Raw genomic sequence first — 903 nt, 5'->3', positions numbered from 1 at the left:
TGGCCGCCTCACGTCTACGCCAAACCGGCTCTGAGCTGCAGGTCTGCCGTACACCACTCTGCCGGACGCAACTCGTCCGACCTTCACGCGGGTCAGCTCCTGCGGACGGCAGCGGGCATCTACGTCCAGACCAGCGCGATCACCCGGCGGGCCGAGCCTCAGCGTGTCGGGATTCAAGACCACGTTAGGGACTGGCGGCTTGCGTGGTCCTGGTGGGCAGGCGATGCAGGGCGTCGACCAGGGGCGCCAGCTCGGGGAGTTCCTCGGCCTGTGTCAACGTGGTGGCGAGAACCTCGTTGTGCGTCGGCCGCGCCTGGTTGAGCAGCGCCCAGCCCTGCTTGGTCAGCTCGGTGTAGATGCCGCGGCGGTCGTCCTGACACAGGATGCGGGTGAGCAGGCCACGGTCTTCGAGCCGGTTGACCAGCCGGGTGGTGGCACTGCTGGACAGAGCAGCGGCGCGGGCGAGCTGCTGCATGCGCATGTGCCAGCCGGCCTGCCGCGACAGGGCGTCGAGCACCGTGTACTCCACGACCGACAGATGGTGCTCGGCCTGCAGAGCCTTCTCCAGCGCGGTGTCGATAAGGCCGTGCAGGGCCGCGAGGGTCCGCCAGCCCTGGGCGCGGATCTCGACCGCGTCATCGCCGATGCCCACGTCCTGCGCTCCTTGCTGTGCCGTTACCCCCGAGCGAATCGGCGGCGTATCCCGCCGCGATCCTAGCCGCGCACGCCGATAGTTGCAGACGCCAGCCATGTGACCAGTCGCACGCTTGCGCCGATAGACGGCGCGGGCAAGTATCGGAGTTGCGCGCGCCGGTAGTTGCAAGCGCGCTACATATTGCTACGGGAGAACTCGTGTCTGCTGAACCGAAGAAAATGCCACTGGGCCTGCTCGCTCTTGCGATC

At 67.6% G+C, this 903-nt stretch carries 1 protein-coding gene; it reads right to left on the bottom strand.

The window, feature by feature from the left end; genetic code table 11:
* Window positions 1-184: 184 nt before the first annotated feature.
* Window positions 185-652, bottom strand: a complete 468-nt coding sequence (locus tag V6U90_RS33565) for a MarR family winged helix-turn-helix transcriptional regulator (RefSeq protein WP_334445223.1) — start codon at window positions 650-652, stop codon at window positions 185-187.
* Window positions 653-903: the final 251 nt, after the last annotated feature.

Origin of the sequence: Micromonospora sp. CPCC 206060 (genome assembly GCF_036906895.1) — a bacterium.
Taxonomy (GTDB): domain Bacteria; phylum Actinomycetota; class Actinomycetes; order Mycobacteriales; family Micromonosporaceae; genus Micromonospora.
The sequence above is the reverse complement of the archived record's forward strand: the minus strand, read 5'-3'. Positions and strand labels throughout refer to the sequence as shown.